Source organism: Aquimarina sediminis (assembly GCF_002895435.1).
GTDB classification, from domain to species: domain Bacteria; phylum Bacteroidota; class Bacteroidia; order Flavobacteriales; family Flavobacteriaceae; genus Aquimarina; species Aquimarina sediminis.
In genome coordinates this window covers 78,605-98,257 of the sequence record NZ_POYJ01000008.1, presented here as the reverse complement: position 1 = coordinate 98,257, position 19,653 = coordinate 78,605, and the positions used below count along the sequence as shown (strand labels likewise).

General features: G+C 32.9%; 16 protein-coding genes. 8 read left to right on the top strand and 8 right to left on the bottom strand.

What is annotated here, in order from left to right; all coding sequences use genetic code 11:
* Positions 1–439 precede the first annotated feature (439 nt).
* The gene (locus C1X07_RS16745; protein ID WP_103071185.1) at positions 440–1,123 is read left to right on the top strand and encodes a Lipl32 family lipoprotein; all 684 of its coding nucleotides are present in this window, start codon (positions 440–442) and stop codon (positions 1,121–1,123) included.
* A gap of 98 nt (positions 1,124–1,221) precedes the next feature.
* On the opposite strand, the gene C1X07_RS16740 is transcribed toward C1X07_RS16745, so the two are convergent.
* Positions 1,222–1,716 (bottom strand): YkgJ family cysteine cluster protein, encoded by a 495-nt coding sequence (locus C1X07_RS16740; RefSeq protein ID WP_103071184.1) that lies wholly within the window; start codon positions 1,714–1,716, stop codon positions 1,222–1,224.
* Positions 1,717–1,855: 139 nt separating this feature from the next.
* Between C1X07_RS16740 and C1X07_RS16735 the strand changes: the two genes are divergently transcribed.
* The gene (locus C1X07_RS16735; protein ID WP_103071183.1) at positions 1,856–2,569 is read left to right on the top strand and encodes a class I SAM-dependent methyltransferase; all 714 of its coding nucleotides are present in this window, start codon (positions 1,856–1,858) and stop codon (positions 2,567–2,569) included.
* Positions 2,570–2,709: 140 nt separating this feature from the next.
* The gene (locus tag C1X07_RS16730) at positions 2,710–3,477 is read left to right on the top strand and encodes a hypothetical protein (RefSeq protein WP_241507275.1); all 768 of its coding nucleotides are present in this window, start codon (positions 2,710–2,712) and stop codon (positions 3,475–3,477) included.
* Between the two features lie 86 nt (positions 3,478–3,563).
* Here the strand turns inward: C1X07_RS16730 and C1X07_RS16725 are convergent, their stop codons facing one another.
* On the bottom strand, positions 3,564–3,944 hold the full coding sequence (locus C1X07_RS16725) for a hypothetical protein (protein WP_103071182.1): 381 nt from the start codon (positions 3,942–3,944) through the stop codon (positions 3,564–3,566).
* A 106-nt stretch (positions 3,945–4,050) separates the two neighbouring features.
* Here C1X07_RS16725 and C1X07_RS16720 point away from each other — a divergent pair, with 106 nt between their 5' ends.
* Complete coding sequence (locus tag C1X07_RS16720) at positions 4,051–4,725, top strand: RNA polymerase sigma factor (protein ID WP_103071309.1); 675 nt, start codon at positions 4,051–4,053, stop codon at positions 4,723–4,725.
* A 191-nt stretch (positions 4,726–4,916) separates the two neighbouring features.
* Positions 4,917–5,651 (top strand): serine O-acetyltransferase, encoded by a 735-nt coding sequence (gene cysE / locus C1X07_RS16715; protein ID WP_103071181.1) that lies wholly within the window; start codon positions 4,917–4,919, stop codon positions 5,649–5,651.
* A gap of 50 nt (positions 5,652–5,701) precedes the next feature.
* Here cysE and C1X07_RS16710 read toward each other — a convergent pair whose 3' ends face one another.
* The gene (locus tag C1X07_RS16710; protein WP_103071180.1) at positions 5,702–7,321 is read right to left on the bottom strand and encodes an amidohydrolase; all 1,620 of its coding nucleotides are present in this window, start codon (positions 7,319–7,321) and stop codon (positions 5,702–5,704) included.
* A 302-nt stretch (positions 7,322–7,623) separates the two neighbouring features.
* On the opposite strand from C1X07_RS16710, the gene C1X07_RS16705 reads away from it, so the two are divergent.
* From C1X07_RS16705 to C1X07_RS16695, 3 genes are all read left to right on the top strand, one after another.
* Positions 7,624–10,245 (top strand): FAD-binding protein, encoded by a 2,622-nt coding sequence (locus C1X07_RS16705; RefSeq protein WP_103071179.1) that lies wholly within the window; start codon positions 7,624–7,626, stop codon positions 10,243–10,245.
* A gap of 369 nt (positions 10,246–10,614) precedes the next feature.
* On the top strand, positions 10,615–11,175 hold the full coding sequence (locus tag C1X07_RS16700) for a hypothetical protein (RefSeq protein WP_103071178.1): 561 nt from the start codon (positions 10,615–10,617) through the stop codon (positions 11,173–11,175).
* A gap of 256 nt (positions 11,176–11,431) precedes the next feature.
* Complete coding sequence (locus tag C1X07_RS16695) at positions 11,432–12,163, top strand: phytanoyl-CoA dioxygenase family protein (RefSeq protein ID WP_103071177.1); 732 nt, start codon at positions 11,432–11,434, stop codon at positions 12,161–12,163.
* A gap of 54 nt (positions 12,164–12,217) precedes the next feature.
* Here the strand turns inward: C1X07_RS16695 and C1X07_RS16690 are convergent, their stop codons facing one another.
* From C1X07_RS16690 to C1X07_RS16670, 5 genes are all read right to left on the bottom strand, one after another.
* On the bottom strand, positions 12,218–14,014 hold the full coding sequence (locus C1X07_RS16690; RefSeq protein WP_103071176.1) for a DUF885 domain-containing protein: 1,797 nt from the start codon (positions 14,012–14,014) through the stop codon (positions 12,218–12,220).
* Between the two features lie 150 nt (positions 14,015–14,164).
* Complete coding sequence (locus C1X07_RS16685) at positions 14,165–17,152, bottom strand: hypothetical protein (protein WP_103071175.1); 2,988 nt, start codon at positions 17,150–17,152, stop codon at positions 14,165–14,167.
* Between the two features lie 129 nt (positions 17,153–17,281).
* The gene (locus C1X07_RS16680) at positions 17,282–17,632 is read right to left on the bottom strand and encodes a hypothetical protein (RefSeq protein WP_103071174.1); all 351 of its coding nucleotides are present in this window, start codon (positions 17,630–17,632) and stop codon (positions 17,282–17,284) included.
* A gap of 187 nt (positions 17,633–17,819) precedes the next feature.
* Entirely contained in the window at positions 17,820–18,632 is an 813-nt protein-coding gene (locus C1X07_RS25395) for a M23 family metallopeptidase (RefSeq protein ID WP_103071173.1), read from the bottom strand.
* A gap of 98 nt (positions 18,633–18,730) precedes the next feature.
* A complete protein-coding gene (locus C1X07_RS16670; protein ID WP_103071172.1) occupies positions 18,731–19,609 on the bottom strand; it encodes a LysR family transcriptional regulator in 879 nt (292 codons plus the stop codon).
* Positions 19,610–19,653: the final 44 nt, after the last annotated feature.

Sequence of the window (19,653 nt, the reverse complement as noted above, 5' to 3'; positions counted from 1 at the left end):
ACCCTTACACTATATTACTAAATTAGGGAGAAATCAGGTCATCTTATTTTCAAAACAAAAAGTTAATCATGCAACTGAAATGGATAAAAAACTTCTCGAATTGAAAAAAACAAAATAAGTAGAATTATATTGTTTTGATTCGTTAGATCATATAATGCTCGAAGTTATTTAGAATATATTTTAGTTCAAAAACTTTCCTTTTTTATAGAGGAAAAATATTAAATAAAAACAAATATTACTATTCGTGTTTTTATAATTTACTGACCCCCAGAATATACAAGTATAAAGAAATAAATTGTTAAAAACATCTCTATAAACTATAATAATAAACCCTCATATTTGCAGTTAACTTTATGGATTAATAATCCGCAATCACATAAAAACAACCTATAGTGTTAAAAAAAAGTGTGTGTCTAACACTAAAATCAAATCAATTATTATGAAAACAAAAATCTTAATTTTACTAAGCATATTTGCCTTAGGAACATCTGTTGATTCTCAAGCACAAAAACTAAAGAAGTTTGGTGGTTTAACAGAGAAAAAGATAGGTCCAAAAACGATTAAAGTACCGTATACAGATATCGTAACATACCTTGGGTATGCATCACCTGGTAACGAAGATGAAGTAAGAGACGGAAAGAAATTTTACTACATCTATGTTTGGGTTCCTGCTGTGGCTCCAGAACTTGGTATTAGAATGATGTCTCCTGTTGGAAAAAATAAAATTAAAAAAGCTACACAATCTGCGGCTTATACAGAAAATGCTAGTTCAAGTGACTTTTTTGACACTTACATTACTTTGGAGCGATCTGATATCGTAAGCAAAGATAATATTAGTGTAGAGGCTGCTAAAAGTGCAAACTGGACTATTTTAGAGCGTAATGATGATAGTAGCGAAATGCCTAAACAACCTAGCGGAAGCAGCTACAATTCATTATTAAGATATAAAAGTGAAGTAGGTGACCCTCTAAAGGCATTAACGGTAGGATTATATCGTATTGGTTTTACAACATATAAGACTGGTGAGGTAAAAGGTACTTTCTTAGCACAAGTTGCAGCTCCAATCAAATTACCTGGTGTTGTTATGGCTAAAACAATCGAAGACTTAAAAAAAGGATTATAATCTATAAACCCTAATTTATTGACACACACTTATGATTATTCCTATATTTTCTTTTTTAAAGAAAGTATAGGAATAATTGTTTTTCTCCCTAGTTTGGTCTATAGTGAAATTTTAGATTTCATCTTTTCTACAATATTATGTGCAGCAGGGCATATAGCAACATTTTTCAATGTTAAATTAGAGATTTGTTGAAATTTTTTTCGATCTGTATGTGGATATTCACGGCATGCTTTTGGTCTAACTTCATAGATGGCGCAATAGTTATCTGCTCCCAGAAAAGTGCAAGGAGTACCCTGCAATATTAAATCACCTTCTTCATCTGTCTGAAGGTATTGTTCTTCAAATTGCCGTGCTTTTATTTTTAAAAATTTTGATATACGTTCTACATCTCTATCCGTAAATAAGGGTCCTGTGGTTTTACAACAATTCGCGCATTGCAAACAATCAGTTTTACTAAATTCATCATCATGCAACTCCTGCATAATATGATCTAATTTTTTTGGTGGTTTTTTTCTGAGTTTAGCAAAGAACTTTTTATTCTCGTTATGTTTATCTTTGGCCAGTTTTGGTAATTGATCTATAAACTCTTGCATAATGCAAAAGTAAAACTTTTGAGAATTATTACTAGCTAATTATGGATATATCCAATTCTAATTAGTAGCATTAAGTATCTCTAGGTTTTTTTACCTGATAATCAAAATAGTTTTCTAGAATAGTAAATCAACAAGTAATATGAAGAATGATATTTTCGGAGAAGCCATCAAAGATTTCCATAATCAAAAATACACTGAGGATATTATAGTACAGGCTAATGACTTTGAGGATGATCATATACCTATCCCCTATCTCTTTAGAGCATATCCGGATATGCCCGACATAGAACAAAAAGCACTAGATGTTTCATTTGGAAAAGTACTTGATGTAGGTTGTGGAGCAGGTAGCCATAGCCTCTTTCTTCAAAATAAAAGACATCTAGATGTAACCGCATTAGATATTTCTAAAGGTGCAATTGAGGTTTGTAAAAAAAGAGGTCTCAAACATGCCTTTACTCAAAATGTTTTCGATCATAACTCTTCTACATATGATACCATATTATTTTTAATGAATGGTAGTGGTATTATAGGTACTCTTAATCATATTGATGTGTTTTTTAGCCATATCAAAACCTTATTGGCGCCAGGAGGGCAAATTTTAATGGACTCCTCAGACATTTCGTACTTGTTTAAAGATGATGATGGTGGTTTTTGGGTAGATGCTTCTGCCGGATATTATGGTGAAATGCAGTATAAGTTAAAGTATAAAGGGCAAGAATCAGAAGGTTTTGATTGGCTATATATCGATTACAACACTTTACAAAATGCAGCAAATACTAATGGATTCTTATGTGATTTAGTATGCGAAGGTGAAAACAATGACTATTTGGCTAGATTATCCTTAGTAGATTAATCAAAAACTTTTCTATAAATCATAGATGGTATAATCTTTGTGCAAGAAAATAACTTAATAAAACAATCTTTAAGCAAAAAATAAGATGCTGTATAAACCTGTTTGTTTATCAGTTATAATCCTATAAAAAAAGAAATCTTGTGCACGTAATTAAACTAACAGGCTATCTATTGATCTTTTCTTTCATTCTTATTGGTTGTTCTGATAGTGATGATGACACACCTATTACAGACGCATTACAAGTTGGTAACAAACGGCCCTTGGGAACCTCGGCAAATGATCTATTAAGTGATACAAATTTTAATAGCTTAACGATAGAGATTGTCTCTGTTCAGGGATATGAACCTACAACAACAACCATCACTGGATTTAAGCAATTCTTACAAGAACGCCTTTTTAAACCTGATGGAATTATTATTACCCAACGTACCCTACCTTCTTCAAATAAGAGACCATTTACGATTGACGAAATTATAGAAATAGAAAACAATACCAGAACACTATTTAATCAAGAAGATGATATAACCGTATATATCTATTTTGCCGACGGAAGTAAAGAAGATGATACGAATGAAAAAGTAACCTTGGGCTCTGCATATCTAAACACTTCTATCGTGATATATGAAAATACACTACGTAAATTAAGTATCAAACCTAACTCTCCTTCTTTGGCAACTATAGAAATCGCCACTCTAAATCATGAATTTTCTCATTTACTAGGGCTAGTTAATATAGGTACTGCACTACAATCAGAACATGAAGATTCTGATTCTAAAGGGCATTGCAATACACCTGGTTGTTTGATGGAAGCTGCCATAGAGTTTGGAGGTGGTATGGGGATAGGAAATGGTGTTCCCAAGCTAGACCCTCAATGCATTGCTGATCTACAAGCCAATGGAGGGCGATAATAGCAAAAAGCACCATCAAGTATATCTGATGATGCTTTAAAAAAATCACCTGCATTCCTAAAAATCAATCTCTCTTTTTCAATTTGCTATTGTTTACTCTTATTGGCAATATCAGTTAACTGTACTAATGAAAAAGCTCCAATAGCCATTACTATATCTCGCACAGCTACATCAATAAAATGCCCACTAAAAACTAAGGTAAGAGCAATAGCCAATAACCATCCCATAACTACATACCCTCCAATCTTAGGGCGAAAAAGAACCAGAATTCCTGCTACAATTTCAATTATTCCTACAATACTCATAAAAATTCCTTTATCAAAAGGTAACATATCGGCAAATCCAGGTGAAACATATTGCCCCCAATCAGTAAGTATATTAGTAAACTTATCTAATCCCGCCACTATGGGAACAAGTCCGTATGTATATTTTAATAAAGTAAAAACCTTTTTAACCTGTAAATTCATAATTTCTTTTTTTTGTTATTCGGTTTTTAGATAGGAAATAGGCATTTTGGTTACAAAATTTGTAACTTTTTATCTGCTTTTTAATCTAAACATTAAACGAAAAGCTATGGAGCCCATTAAAATAAATGACTATAGAACTCACAAGATTTCGGATTCTGATGTCATAACCCGCGTACTTTCTGGAGAAAAAGAATTGTATGAAATTTTATTAAGAAGGAATAATCAGAAGTTGTATCGTGTCATAAGAAGTTATGTAAAAGATACGGCAGAAATTGAAGACATCATGCAAAACACTTATCTAAAGGCATATGAAAAACTATTTCAGTTTAAGCATAACTCTCAATTTTCTACCTGGTTGATTAGAATAGGTATAAATGAAACTTTGGCAAGGCTAAAAACCAAAGGCAAATACCGTAATTTACATACCTCAGAAAACAGTTTGTCCAAAAATTTTGTTCTTGAAATTCCAGACAAAGAACAATTAAACCCTGAGAAGAAAATGATACGTCAAGAAGCGAAACAGATACTAGAAAAAACTATTGATCGATTAGATGCAAAATACAGTACCGTTTATGTTTTAAGAGAGGTCGAAGGAATGAGTATTTCTGAAATATCTGATTGCTTAGGTTTAACAGTTTCTAATGTAAAAGTACGTCTTCATCGTGCTAAGGATATGATTAGAGAAGAGCTGTATGAACTCTCTATGAGTGCAGATGTTTTCGAGTTTGGCTTTGACAGATGTGACAACATTGTGGATAAAGTGATGAACACAATTAAATAATGAGGTACTTCTCTAAAAAAGACAATTGTCCGTTGGTTTAACTGAGATAGTTCTTTCTTAGATATCTTAGAGTTTCTAAATTATCACCGGTATCAGTTCACATCTATTTCATTGTTTATATTATTCTGTTGTTCTACTTTTACATATTCAACTACGGCAATTAGTCTTTTAACAAAGCTTTTATTAAAAAAATGTACAATACTTGGGATAAAATTCAATTAGAATTAAAGAGAACATCTGATCCGATTGCTAACAAATTTCTCGAGCAATACCAGGAGAACTGTAACTCCTTGGCAGAAGTACTAATTACTATTTTAAGCAAAAGCCTGTCGGATGAACTGATATCTTCAACTGAGTTAGCTGTCATTTTTCAACAATCTCTAAATACGAATACTACCTTAGTAGAATTTTTTGAGCAAGATCTTGTCACCTATTTTGAAAGAGATTTTGCATGTAAAAATTATTTTGAAGTATTGTTTTTTTATAGAGGGTATCAAGCATTGCAAGCCTATCGATTCTCTCATGAAATTTTAAGTAATGGAAATCATATAGCTGCCAAATGGTTACAGAATAGGATTTTTGAAAAATATGCTATGGATATCCATCCCGCAGCAAAAATTGGCAAAGGTTTGGTTATTGATCATGGGATTGGAGTTGTTATAGGAGAAACTTCAGAGATTGGTGATAATGTGTTTATTTTTCATAATGTTACTCTGGGTGGTACAGGAAAAACAGAAGGAAAAAGACACCCAAAAATCTGTTCTAATGTTGTTATAGGTGCTGGTGCTAGCATTCTAGGCAATATCGTTATTGGAAAAAACTCTAATATAGCTGCCGGGGCAATCGTCTTAAAAGATGTTGCAGAAGGAATAACCGTCGCAGGAATACCAGCCAAACCAAAAGGAAAAGCAAGTAAAGTACAATAAAACCAGTCACCTTATTCTTCAAAAAAAGCATAATGCTTTATTTGTAATTCTTAGTATACTTTTTCTCCATTCAAATAAGTAGCCTTTACTTTTATATTAGGAATTTTGTTTTCTTCAATCTTCATGATATCATCTTCGAGAATAACAAAATCAGCAAACTTACCAGTCGTGATACTTCCTTTTTCCAACTCTTCAAAATTACTATATGCTGCCCAGAGAGTCATTCCTCTTAAAGCTTCTTCTCTGGTAAGCGCATTTTCTTTTTGAAATCCTCCTTCTGGGTATTGTTTTAAGTCTTTTCTGGCAACTGCTGCATAAAATGTATAAAATGGACTCACATGCTCTACAGGGTAATCAGTACCCAGAGCGAGTCTACCCGTTTTTTCTAACAGTTTTTTATATGCATATGCTCCTTTGATACGTTCTTTTCCCAATCGCTCATCTGCCCAATACATATCACTTGTAGCATGTGTAGGTTGTACACTCATCACCAGATTATCATTAAGAATCTCAAATTCTTCTGGAGCCACTACTTGTGCATGCTCTACACGCCATCTTCTATCCGATTTATTTTGTAAGACCTCATAATACGTTTTCATTACTACAGCATTTGCCGAATCGCCAATAGCATGGGTGTTCATCTGAAAAGGAGATCCTGATAATCGTTTAGCCAATGCTTTAAAATCAGCATTACCAATAACCATAGCCCCATAGTGATTTTCCTGATCCGTATATGGTTTTTTTAATGTAGCTCCTCTGGATCCTAAGGCTCCATCTGCATAAACCTTAAAAGAAGAAACATTAAGTCTATCACTTTTATACACTCCATTTTTCAAATAATGATCAACATATTGAGGTACATTGCTTATCATAGCATACATCCTAATTTTTAACTCATTCACCTTTTGTAAACTATCCACCAATGTGATCACTTCTGGACTTAGCCCCGCATCATCCACAGTTGTTAATCCATAACCAAAATTAATTTTCTCTGCATCTTTTAGCGCTTGTATTTGCTCTTGTATCGTTGGCTCGGGAATAATAGCTTCTACTAACTCCATCGGATTATCAATAAGCACACCCGTAAGTTCACCATTGTTTTGAAGAATCTCCCCTCCTGTTACTTTGGTGGTTATAGTAATATTAGCCATATCAAGTGCTTTTTGGTTCGCTATCATTGCATGACCATCTACACGTCTTATTGCCACTGGGGTATCAGGAAACAAACTATCCAATTTTTCTTTTGTAGGATATTCTTTTATCACCCAATCATTTTGATCCCATCCTCGCCCCGTGATAAATGACACCCGCTTTTCTTTCTGAAAAGCTATAATACGATCTAATACTTCATCATAACTTGTAGTACCCGTAAGATCTACTTTTTGCTGCTGTATCCCAAGACCATAAAAATGGCAATGGGCATCAATCAACCCCGGAACTATTGTTTTTCCTTTTGCATCGAGAGTGTCTGAAGCTGTGTATTGTTCTAAAATTTCATCAGTGCTTCCTACAGCAATAAATTTTCCATCTTTTACAGCAAAAGCCTCAGCTCTTGGTTTTGAATCCTCTACGGTATACACATTAGCATTGATGATTAATGTATCTACTACTATAGGTTCCTGGCAAGAAAAAAACACTATAGTAATTAATAAGATGGCTAGTTTTTTCATTATTGGTTGAGTTTTTAGAATGCTAAATGTAAATATATCTAATTCATCAAGAGGTTAAGGTTTTCTTAATATACAAATCAAAAATTTGAACTCAAAAATTCTTAAATTGATATAACATGGATATCAAAGCTCCATCGTAGTATAAATCTTAAACCTGGCTCTTCGTTTTTAAAATTTTATCTGGTTTTCCGTAAGGATATAATCTAAAGAAAACGTAGATTAGAGTTAAATATATTAATAACCAACTTAGTAGATCGTTAACTTCTGTTAGCGCTACCTAATTTTCAAAAATTAGATATATTATGAATCATGCAATCAATTCTACTCAAAACAACTTTATCGAACACAATTTTCAGTCCTTAGGTGATGCAGGATTACAAGATTTCACCATTCAAACCTGGTTAAAAACTGACCATTTTGGTTCACTGTTCCAACATAATTCAACAAAAAACAACAGCTACTTTTTTATTGATATTTCTATGGATGGCAAAATTAGCTTTGCGTCTCAATCCAAGGGTACTAATTCTTGTATTGAAACTATCCGGGGAGGAATCAATAACGGACAATGGCATTATGTCTCAGTAATAAAAAAAGATGCAGATACAAGGATTCTGGTAAACGGAAAACTCATTGCTACCATGCAAATCGATACACCTCGACTACCTAAGCAAAATATTGAAGGTGTTTTGATTGGTAAAAACCATAACCAAGATCTCAAAGAAAGTATTTTCCAAGGCGAACTTGGTGGTATAGTGATTTGGGATCGTGCTTTATCTAATGATGAAACTATAAAACATCAAAAAGAACCTATTACCGGTAATGAAGATGGTATTCTTATGAACCATCCTTTTAATGTTGAAAAAGATCAAGGTAGTATCTCATATAAAGCCATAGAAAAACAATCTGCAATTATTAATATAATCAATGACTCCCCTTTCGAACTAAAAAAAATAAGACATAAATATAATGCTCTTTCTAGTCAGTTCCCTGAATTTATCTCTGCAAATAGCACGATTACTGTAACACTTAAGGATACTACAGGCCTACCTGAGTTTTATGCTTCTGCAGCCTATATAAATCACGAGCAACCCGAAATTGAGTTAACCATTGAGGTAAAAAAATCACTCACCCCCTATAATTCATATCTAATAGCTCCAGTATCTCCTATTTTAGAAAGAGATATTACAGTAAAATCAAGTACCGCTGAAGTTTTTGATACTGAGTTAAGAATCAGTGAAAATCTAGTGATCATAAACGCAAAGAACCTCAATCATTTTATCAAAGAGATTATTCCTGAAATTGGTGAGGAAAAAATAGTAACTTCTATGAACTATGATGATCATACAGGAAAAGCCAGTAGTACGGGACGTCAAATTATTGAATACAATCAGGCGTGCCAGTTGTTTAATAGACGAATTCAGAAAAAACCTCTTGCTATTGTATATTGTTCTTGTACAGATGATGTACAGATAGTATATAAAGCAGCTATAAAATATAATCTCCCAATTAGTGTAAGATCAGGAGGGCATGACCATGAAGGAGAATGCAGTGGATCTAACACAATTCTAATTGATCTTATTGGTCTTAACGAAATAGTAGTAGACAAAAACACTAAAGTAGCAGAAATCGGTCCTGGCAATCGTTTTATTAAACTCACAACTGCATTAGCAAAAAAAGGAGTTATGATCCCTCATGGTACCTGCGCGACTGTTGCTATCCCAGGATTTATTATGGGAGGCGGTTGGGGTCCCTGGACTCGAAGTAAAGGTATGTGTTGTGAGTATCTGGTTAAAGCAGAAATAATACTAGGTGATGGCAGCAAAGAAATTGTTTCTGAAAAACATAAACCCGAATTGCTATGGGCATTAAAAGGTGGTGGTGGGATGAGCTATGGTATCGTAACAAAATTTTTTATACAGACTTTTGATCTACCAGAAACATTGGTAAAGTTTGAACTAGAATGGAATCAATATGATAAGCTCACACAAGAGATGAATGAAAAGACTCCTACCATAAATGTATTACGATGTTGGGAAGAGGTTATTAAATCCAAAAAAACGTCATCATTAATAGGTACCAATCTAAAAATTAATGGTAAACCACTTCTTATCACGGGTTATAAAGATGAAAATTGTAGCCAACCAATTTATGAAGATTTTCATCCTAATACTGTTACTCATAATTGCGTGATGTATGGATACTGGGAAGGAACAGAAGAAAAACTAGACGCTTTTATCAAAAGAGAGTTTACAGATATGGGTGTACCACCAGATGCTATTCGCATAGATGGTATAGGAGGTATAGGAACAGACTATGGGGCTAATCTAATGAGCTCCTGGGATAGAGAATCATATCAAAATATCAAATTACTAACAGCGGGAGAAGAAGGAATGCCACTACCCCCTGATCTTGACGAGCCTGCTCCTCATAAAATCACCTCTCGCCTGGTAGATAAACAAGGCTTAGGATTTAGCGGTCATGAAGCCTTACTTAGTAGTCTTACATCTCCTTTGATATTAAAAGGAAATAGAGAAAAAGGTCTTTTTACATATGTAACCTTGGGAGCAATCTATGGTGATTTCTATAAAAAAATGTCTCCTAAAGATAAAGAGAAAAGCGCATTCCCTTACAAAGACAAAATATATACTATTCAATATCAAACCTGGTGGAACAACGAATTGGCGCAAAAAGAAGAGCTACAAGACAATAAAGTATATACCCGAACCAACAGGGCATTAGATTGGATAGAGGCTAGTAGAGATTTTGAGATCCCTAATACCTCTGGTGCATTTATCAGTTTTAAGGATAGTTCTATACCTACCAAAACATATTTTGCTCAGAATTATCATCAATTAAAATATATTAAAGAAAAATATGCTATGGATCAATATAACCATCTTAGAAAAAGAAAAACGATTATCTAATACCATCTTCTTATGTAAAATGGCGCCCCCCTTTTTTTAAGTGTTCAAAAGAAACCTCAAAGCTTTACCTTTGAGGTTTCTTACATCATTTAGGAGCTGATCATACCTCAAAAGCTAACTACAGCAATCATAACATTACTCAATATCACCTCTACTTTTAACGAATTATCTTACATCAGAAAGAGACAAGACACCTTTTGTAAGCATAAGATCAGAACAAATGCAGAGATATAATGCTCTATAAGTTGCGATTATGTTAAATTTTGCGTAACTTTTATATCACTTCTATTAGCAACTCAATACTCTTTTTAGAGTTTTTTTTAAAATAACAATATGCATAAATACTAATACTCATAAAACATTGCCCCTATGTCAAAAAATAAAAACATCAAACGTCTAGTAAATGAAATTTTGTATCCGGATATAGAAGATACCATACCTCACGATATTAGGTATAGAGCTACGGGGCGTTATGAGCTTAAAATATCACGTCTAACGCATCATGTCAAAAAATTAATCGCCAAAAGGCTGTATACTCCTTACATTAGAATCAAGGATAACAATGGTGATCTTATATTTAATGATCGTTTACATATTAGTGTTCCTTCTTATATTGACTCTTTTGCTGATCCCAGCGTAAATTATCATGTTGATTTTATTGATAACGGAATACGTTGCCCTAATATGTATTGTATCACTACTACATTTACTCAACAGGGTAGAGATACTCTCTTTGGTAGTGTAAATTTTAAAAAACCTTTATCCGAGCTTGATATCGCAGATTATTCTGGAGCCCTACAATCTCTCTTTGAAAATGAAGGAAAAATGCAAGAGAACACCTCTATACGAGTCAATATATTGACCCATCATTATAATTCTAATACTAAAACATGGAATATAGAGTTTCCTCTTTTTCCTGATAAACATTAGATCAAGATAATTACTTTTTGGATATAAGTTTACAGTTTCAGTCAGGATATTTTTGTATGATATTCATTTATGAATATATATAGAATTAAAAATGATTTCAGAAATAAATACCTCAACTTATATATGGGTCATAAATCCTAGAAAATATTTCCGACTTTTACATGACAAATTTTTCAATACAGAAACTACAGCACTACCTCAATTTAGCATCTAATAAATATAAATAGTGTACTGGTATTTTTAACAATGGTAAAAAATGAAGTATAAAAGAAATAAAACAGAATTAGAAGAAAAGGGATATTCTATACTTTCTGACCTTTATTCTACAACCGAAATTAGCCAAATTCTAGATTGTATCGCAAACTCCGAAAAAGAGGGTAATTCATTTTTAAAAACGAAAGATCTTTTTGCAATCAGACAACTTATTACAGTGATTCCTGCCCTAAAGGAAGTCCTCTTTAATCAAAAGCTAACCCTGTTATTATCTGATATATTTGGCACCAACTATTTCTTAACCAAAGCTATTTATTTTGATAAGCCCAGTCAATCAAACTGGTTTGTGGGATATCATCAAGATCTAAGCATTTCTGTCGATCAAAAAACTGCTACAGAAGGGTATTCTAATTGGACTTCTAAAAAAGGCATGTTTGGGGTTATCCCACCAATCAAAATATTAGAAGATACTGTTACTGTAAGAATTCATCTGGATAAAACAGATATAAATAATGGTGCTCTAAAAGTAATTCCCAAATCACACCAAAAAGGAATTTATAGAGTTAATACTATCGATTGGGATAAAGAAACAGAAGATGTTTGCGAAGTTGAATCCGGTGGAGCTATGTTAATGAAACCTCTTACGTTACATGCTTCTAATAGAACAACCAATAATAAACAAAGAAGAGTAATCCATTTGGAGTTCTGCCCCCATGAACTTAAAAAACCATTAGGTTGGTTAGAACGACAGGAAATAAACAAAACTTTTGTATAAAAGAAAACCTCACAGCTTCTTAAAACTGTGAGGTTTATTGCAATGTATTCTTTTTTATCTATTATTAGTAATCCAAGTATTGATTTTATTTTCTAATAACGCCAGGGGTACACATCCGGTTTCTAACACCTGGTTATGAAATTGTCGGATATCAAATTTATCTCCCAGCTCTTGCTTAGCCTTGGCACGTAATTCTCTTATCTTTAATTGACCTATCTTATACGACAATGCCTGACCAGGATTAGCCATATATCGTTCGATCTCTGAAGTAATCCCTGCTTCAGATTCTGCTTCGTTATCCAAAGAATATTGTATTGCTTGTTCTCTAGTCCAACCTTTAGAATGCAATCCTGTATCAACCACAAGACGAACTGCACGGTGCATCTCTGCTCCCAACATTCCAAAGTATTGATAAGGATCTGTATACAAACCGAGTTCTTTACCTAATGATTCTGTATATAATGCCCATCCTTCTCCATATCCACTATACCATAGTGTTTTTCTAAACTTAGGTAACTCTTTACTCTCTTGTGTTAATGAAATCTGATAGTGATGCCCAGGGATAGCTTCATGCAAAAACAATGACTCATCACTATACGTATTATACTTTGTGGCATCTGGTATTGGTGTATAAAAAATCCCAGGACGAGTACCATCAAGCGAACCTGGGTTATATTCTGCACTGGCAGATTTTTCTCTAAAAGCTTCTGTACGACGTACCTCGAATGGTGTTTTTGGTTTTACATCAAACAATTTTTCTATTTGAGGTTTCATTCGGTCATGAATTGCATTAAAATTATCAATTACCTGTTTTGGTTCTGTAAAAGGCATTAATTCTTTCTTATTACGCACATGATCAAAGAATGATTCTAAATCTCCGTTGTATCCTACCTGTTCTTTTACTTTTTCCATCTCAGCAGAGATTCTTGCTACCTCAGAGAGCCCTAATTTATGAATCTCATCGGCAGTCATTGTTGTAGTGGTATACAACTTGATTTGATATTGATAAAACTCATTTCCTCCAGGAATATCTGAAATACCAGAGCTAGCCCTACCTGCTTCCATATATTCTGTACTCATAAACTTATGTAAGCTTTTATAGGAAGGAATAATTTTTTCGGAAACCATTTTACTATAAGCCTCGGTTAGCTGTTTTTTATCTTCTTCAGAAAAACTTTCAGGAAAATTCTTTACGGGACTATAGAAAAGATGTTTATCTAAATCTTCTACTGTTAAGGCTTCTAATTGTGGCAGCACTTTAACGATCAAAGACTTTGGAAGCACATATCCAGCAGTCATTCCTTCTTTCATTTTTGCTTCGGCAGAAGCCATCCAATCGATGTACCCTTCAAGACGCTTTAACCAATTATTATAGTCTTCGACTGTCTTAAAAGGTTGTGCACTGGCACCACTTGCTAGTTGCCCGGCGACAAGGTTAATAGACCACATTTGGTCTATAGGAAAGTATTCTCTTTTAAAATTATATCCTTCTAAATTCATATCACATTCCCAATTGAGAATAGCTTTAGTCATTTTTTCACTTTCAGAAAGGGCAGCATCATCAAACTGTGCTAGTTGTTCTTTATATTTTTTAAAATAAGCTTTTGCTTTATTCACCGTTTCGTCCGCCAAAGGATTTGGAAACTGGTCATTAAATCTATTGTCTCCGGCAAAAGTCGCCTGTACAGGATTGAGTTGCAGACCTTCTTCATAGTAATTGTCTAACATCTCACTAAATTTGGCACTAACATTAACCTCTTCTTCTACAGGTTTCTTGGTGGTAGTTGTCTCATTTTTACAAGCTGCAAAAATTGATAATAGACAAACCATAACAAGCATTCTTTTGATCATGGTATGATATGTTTTTTGATTAAGGAATGAAAGATATGAAAATTAGTGATAAAAGAAATCTTTCTTAACAGTGTCATAACTTCATTTAATATAATAAATCTCCTGATTTCTAACTCAGGAGCTTTATTATAAACAAGTTTTGTATGTCGATTATATCCTAAACTTATCCAAAGTAACTTTTTTATTTTGATTGTATAACTTAATCAACTTTACCGTTTTTGTTTCATCGGCAAGTCCATAATTTCTATAGATTGTATATTTCATAAAAGTAGGGTTCTGCTTTGACACTTCGCCATACGATTGTACATTAACAATCCACTCCCCTGGCATTGAATCATCCACTACAAACTCTTTTGATGCAACACCATGCCTTGTTTCTTTAAGAAGTAATTCTTTATTGTTTTCAAAACGGTGTGCCCACTTTTCATACTTCTTATTAGGGTTTACAAATTGAAATTCAAACTCTGCCTGCGGGTCATTCCAATCAAAAACAATACGAACAGGAATACTTTTTACTGTCAAAAATTCTGAAGGAACATCACTATGTGATATATGTGATCTGTGGTGGTTTAACAAATGTCTTAATTCTGATTCTGTTTGTTTACTCACTTCGGTAAACCCGATTATGTTTTTATGATTTTCTAGTATTCGTTTATATATTTCAAATGCTTTGTCATACTGCTTATCTTCTTTATATACTCTTCCCAAATCCAGATATGATTGTGCATAACTAGATTTTAAATCAAATAGCTTTTCATAGACTACCAATGCTTTCTTAATATCACCTTTTTCTTCTAATAAAAATGCTAATGTACGAAGCACACCATAGTTATCATTTGATATTTCAGCAAGATTAGAAACTACCTCATCAGAAAACTCTTGATCCCATCTCTTAAAGTAATCAGAACAAAACACATAAAAAGGTACTTCGTGTTTATGTACTTTTCTTAGTTCGTAGTATATTGTTAACGCTTCATTATATGTTGAGCTACTCCATAAAGTATTTAGATATTCTGGTCTTTTTTGATTCGGATCTAGTAGATAAATAGACTCTTTATAATCATTACCTTCTACTAATAATGATTTCTTTTTACCATCCTTTGACGATGTTATACTTGCTCCCAACTTAGTTTCAATAAGAAACACGCCATTTCTTCCTTGGCTACCATAGCGTACAGCACCTGAAACACCCGGTATAAGGGTTATACTTTCGATCTGAGGAGGTGTTACATCAGGAATACCATTCTGTATTATGTCATCTACTACGAACAATGCTCCATTATTTAAAGCAATTGAACTCCTTCCTCTTACCAAAACTACACTTTGTCCTTCTCTATCGATATAAGCAGAAACACCTGGGAATTGACCTCTTATCAAATCAAGTAAAGTAATAGCCATAGAGGGAAAATCTTCTTTGTTCTTAGTAAAACTAGCATAGCCTAATTTTTGTCTATCCACTTTTTTGTTTCCCACACTTACTTTTTCTTTTTCGGCTTTCTTTTTTTGTAGCAGTGCTATCTCACTTAGGTTTTCATATTTTGGTTTAAGAAGTACTTTCATCATTTTTGATGTGCCTACCTGTATTTCTTCACTATAGGTGCTAAAATGTTGAAAAGACAAAACCTGATCAATGTCTGCTGCAATCGAAAACTTACCGTCACTATCTGTTACGGTTTCTACAAGTGTCCCTTTTACAGCTACTTTACATCCTTGTATAGGTAAACTATCTGAGAACACAATACCACTTACAAATTCTTTGGCACTATCATTATTATAAACTGCTTCATCTTTTACCAAATGATTAATATATGTAAGGGCTTTTGGAATTTCTATACTAGAAAGGTTAAGGTAATGCCCCTCACTAGAGAAACCTCCTTCTTGTAGCATAGTATCATTAGCGTTTTTTTTGCTATTTATATAAAAAACAGGAGTACCATAAATAAACTCATGATCTCCATAGGTAGCGTATCCATCTGTAAAGACTAGATATTGATCTGCTTTTTTATTTTCTTTAAATAGTTTAGAAAAATCACTTGCGCCATTATACTTTAATCCAGAAAGCATATGGGTCAATTTTTTACTATCCCCCTTTTCCAGTACAAAGTGCTTTTTTTCTTCTAGCTTATTAGAGAATGTGATGACATCGATATTTGCTTTCTTTATTTTGGCTAGGTATTTTTTTAGAAATGTTAGTTCTTTTTCAAGATCTCTAGATTGCATAGAGAGCGAAGTATCCCAGTATATTGTGATATCTTCAGGTTTTTGCCTTTTTTCTGACTTAACAGAAGATGCAGGGTAAGAGACATCTATTTTAAAAGCAATACCAACTTCTTTAAGTTCTTTCCAATTATCCTGACTTATATCTCTAAGAAATGAGCGCCCTCCACTTCCTGCAATAACCGCAAACTGAATATCACTACCGTATACTTTTATAAGTTCTATACTCGCAATAAAATCTTCGTCAACCTTAATATTATAAGGCGATAAATCAATAATCTCTTCTCCTTTTCTAGTAGAGATTGTATGATAAATATTACTGGTTAATATATTACTCCCCGGTTTTTTTCTTTTCTTATCATAGATATTTACTCTTACCAATAAGCTATCTGCCGTATTTTCTACAATGTTAAACTTTAGGTTTAGTAATTTAGAATTCTTTTTTCTTACTTTGATTAGCGCAGCTATTTCACCCCCCAGTGCTTTATCATCTTTCCAATAGGCAAGTAAATTAGAATTATAGGAAGAGTACCCTATAGAATCAATTTTTCTTTTTTCAGACTGTACAATAGCTTCGTCTAGATTGAATATGGATTGTTTTAAAAATAGTGTATTATTCTTTTGGAGTGTATCAAAGAGTTCTTTGGGAGTTAATCGCAACGGTTCATATCCTATACAAGATAATTGAAATATATCATCGCTTTTGATTTTATCTTCGTCATATTGTAGATAAAATCTTCCGCTCTTATTGGTTACTGTTCCTATTCCTTTATCGATAAATCCAATATTGGTATATGGAATAGGTTTTTGGGTATCCTGATCCAAAACATATGCTTGGATAGTGATTTTATACTGCCCAAAAACCGCACTAAAATTAAATAAAATGGCTAAAAAGAGTAATGGTAATGTCCTGTTCTTCATTATTAAAGGTCTTTAAAGTTAATTTATGTGATAAAATAAAGACCACAAATATTACACCATAATCAAAACTATTTGCTGAAAATCACTAATTTATGAAAATACAGGGTGCATTACCATTCTCTTTCATCATTAACACTCCAGTATTCTTTTTTCTCTTCTCAGCTTTGGATTGTTGTTATAAACCAAAACTCTTTTCAGGCTCTTCAAGCAGAAAACAAAACGCTCAAAGACAAAGGAATACAGCGATACACTTAGTACTAATCCCCCAATTAGTCCATATATTCCTTTGGCAACCATAGAGTATCCAACAACTTCTGTTGGGAATTTAAATACTGGGTATAATTTCAATAAAAATTCTGTAGTAGGAGTAAAAACTAATGTTTCTTGGTCGTATGCATATCCTATCAAACTACATATTGTTGCTAAAACAAAGAGTAAAACAAATGTAGTGATGTACGTATGTAAGTTAATATTTTTCATCTGTATATGTAGTATTAAAAATTGTTATAAAGTTGTTCTCTAATACTGCGCAAGATATATCCACTTGCCTTTTTGCCAAACACCATAAACGATGAAAATTAACGCACTGAAAACAGGGGTATAATCATAAAAACAACCCCCATAAACCAGTTATAAGGGTTGTTTAAAGGTTCTTTTTCTTACTTAATTAATATGCTCTCTTATATTTTTCTTTTTCGATAAGCACTATTGCTCGCTTACCTTCTCCGGTTAGAAATTTTGTCTTTAGAGTTATTCTTTCTTTTAGTCTTTGAAAAAAGACAATAAAATGTAAATGTGGTCCTGTAGCCCATCCTACATCACCACTATACCCTATAAACTGACCAATTTTTATGTGATCCCCAATTTTTACTTTAGCCCCATCCTTTTTGATATGTGTATATTCGGCAAAAGTACCATCATTATGATAAACCAAAATAAAGTTGTTGTATTTAGCACATTCTGAGGTCGTACAGCTTTTTCTATAACTTTCTTCTATATCTATAACAACTCCGCCTCTGGCGGCATAGATTTTGGTGCCTATGGGCATTTTAAAATCTAACGCATTTTCATTTTGATGAGAAATAGAGCCATTATATCCTTGTGATAACCAATATTCGGCACCTTTTGAAAAAGGTAGGTAATACTTAAAATCCTTATCATACTTCTTTAATGTATGATCCCCATGATTGTAAGTAGATTCATATCCTAATTTTATGCGTTTCTTTCTATCAATTACGTTCAGGTCTGTAATTGTATGTTTTTTAGTTTGTGCTGGTACGACAAAGACTTTATTATTACCATTTGAAGAAGAAAGGTTTTCTAATCTAAAATCTATTTTTGCAGAAACCGGACTAAACTCATCATTATCTGCTAAGATTTTAAACCCTGTCTCGGTTTCTTCATAATAAAGTTTGAAATTATCTTGAGAAAATACAGCAGTAGAAAACAAACCAATAATAAGTAGTATTGTATTTTTCATAGGCTATAGATTTTATACCATAGTTACAAAAAATATACCATCTTCGCAAAACTAGAGACGATGGCTAGCATTTACTTACCAATACCCTTTACATATTACTAATCTCTTACTCCATTAATTATATGTGTAGTTTCTCTTAGTAAAGAAAGAAATTTATGTAACTCTTTCTTTCGGTAATCATTTTTCCAAAACAAAGATATCCTTCTAGAGAAATCAGCATCTTTTATGGGTATAAATTTTACTTCCGGAACAGAAAAATTTGGTTTAGGCATTAATGTAAACCCCATATTAGAGGCAACCAAAGCCAGTACGGTTTCGTTATTGTGAGCTGTAAAAGTTTTTGTGAATTTAATATTCCTTTTTGAGAGCTCTCCAAAAACCTCATCATGGAGTACACATTGACTTCTCTCTATAAAATCTTCTTCTGCTATCTGCTGAAGATTAACAAATTCTTTTTTAGCCAAAGGATGATCAGCATTAATTGCAAAATATAATTTTTCTACAGCAACCGGTATTTTTTCGAAATCTGTAGAGATACTGTTTTTATCTGAAAAGAACGCATGTATTTCTCCCTGCTGAAGTAATTCGTATAGTTTCTCGTGCTTATCTTCTGTAATAACTATTTTGGATAATGAATTTAATTTTTGATAATCATTAACATAATGTAAAATATCATTGATTGATAAATTCTGAACAAACCCAATTCTAAGTGATTCTAGATTGATTACATTAAAATCTTGCTCAATATCAGACCACTTATTTAGTAATTCTTTTGCCTTAGGTAAAAACTGTTGCCCGTATTTGGTAAGTTTTACATTTCTATTGTTTCTCTCAAACAACTGAACACCAAAATGTTCTTCCAATTTTTTAATCCCTGCCGAAAATGTTGACTGCACTACATTAACCTGCTTGGCTCCTTTTGTAAAGTTTTCTGTTGAAGAAAGGACTAGAAAATATTTAATAAACTGCAAATTCATGATCGCAAATATAGATTATTACATCGAATTAATCTGTTTTGACG